Source organism: Mesorhizobium sp. B2-6-1 (genome assembly GCF_006440475.1).
Lineage (GTDB): Bacteria > Pseudomonadota > Alphaproteobacteria > Rhizobiales > Rhizobiaceae > Mesorhizobium.
This window is the reverse complement of the sequence record NZ_VFUH01000034.1, coordinates 1-1,426: the sequence shown is the minus strand read 5'-3', so window position 1 is coordinate 1,426 and position 1,426 is coordinate 1. Positions and strand designations below refer to the sequence as shown.

Sequence of the window (1,426 nt, the reverse complement as noted above, 5' to 3'; positions counted from 1 at the left end):
GGTCGTGTCCCCACAGGTGGTGTAGCTCGGCGGTTACGAAGCCGCTCGCGAGCGCGCCGTTAGTCGCGCCGTAGCGAGCGAGCGGCTTTGCGGTGGTCATCGGCGCTTTCCGGTAGGGTTTGGTTGTTGACGCCAACCCAATTCGGAAGGACCACCGATGACCGACGACATGATGAACCTGCGCACGCTCGTGGAGAAGACCCCGGATGCCGATCTCCTGCGCGAGATGATCGGCTTTGCCGCCGAGCGGCTGATGGAAATGGAGGTTGGGGCCGCCACCGGCGCCGCCTATGGCGAGAAGAACCCGTTGCGCACGGCCCAGCGCAACGGCTATCGCGAGCGCGACTGGGAGACGCGCGCCGGCACCGTCGAGCTGCGCATCCCCAAGCTCAGGAAGGGCTCCTACTTCCCAGGTTTCCTCGAACCGCGCCGCATGGCCGAGAAGGCGCTGACCGCCGTCATCCAGGAAGCTTATGTGCAAGGCATCTCGACCCGCTCGGTTGACGACCTGGTCAAGGCCATGGGGATGAGCGGCATTTCGAAGAGCCAGGTCTCGCGGCTGTGCGAGGAGATCGACGGCAAGGTCAAAGCGTTCCTTGAAAGACCCATCGAGGGCGACTGGCCCTATCTGTGGATCGACGCCACCTACCTGAAGGTGCGCCGCGGCGGTCGCATCGTCTCGGTCGCCGTCATCCTCGCTGTCGGCGTCAACGCGGACGGTCGGCGCGAGGTGATGGGCATGGAGATTGGCACCTCGGAGGCCGAGCCGATCTGGACGGAGTTCCTGCGCAAGCTGACCCGCCGCGGCCTGCGCGGCGTCAAGCTCGTCGTCTCCGATGCCCATGAAGGCATCAAGGCGGCCGTCACCAAGGTGCTGTGCGCGACATGGCAGCGCTGCCGCGTCCACTTCATGAGGAACGTGCTGGCCCATGCCGGCAAGAGCGGCCGCAGGGTCGTCTCCGCTTTCATCGCCACCGCCTTCGCCCAGGAAACGCCCGAGGCCGCAAGCGTGCAATGGCGCGCCGTCGCCGACCAGATCCGGCCGAAGGTGCCGAAGTTGGCGACAATCATGGACGACGCCGAGCCCGACGTGCTGGCCTACATGACCTTCCCGAAAGAACACCGCGCCAAGCTGCACTCGACCAATCCGATCGAGCGTCTCAACGGCGAGATCAAGCGGCGCACCGAGGTCGTCGGAATCTTCCCGAACGACGATGCGATCGTGCGTCTGGTCGGCGCAATCCTGCTCGAACAGAACGATGAATGGGCAGTGCAGCGGGCCAGATATATGACTCTGGAAACGATCAGCCAGATGAGCGATGATCCCCTGATCAGCTTGCCAGCCGTGGCGCGCTGATCAGCCCGGCCCATGCCGGAGAGCACGGCGACCAATGCCGTCAGCTACACCACTCCCCGGGACACGATC

1 protein-coding gene is annotated in these 1,426 nt (G+C 65.0%); it reads left to right on the top strand.

What is annotated here, in order from left to right; translation table 11 throughout:
* The first annotated feature begins 157 nt into the window (after positions 1-157).
* Positions 158-1,357 carry an IS256 family transposase gene (locus tag FJ443_RS30995; RefSeq protein ID WP_140584734.1) on the top strand — a complete coding sequence of 400 codons (1,200 nt, stop codon included), beginning with the start codon at positions 158-160 and terminating at the stop codon, positions 1,355-1,357.
* The last annotated feature ends 69 nt before the right edge of the window (positions 1,358-1,426 follow it).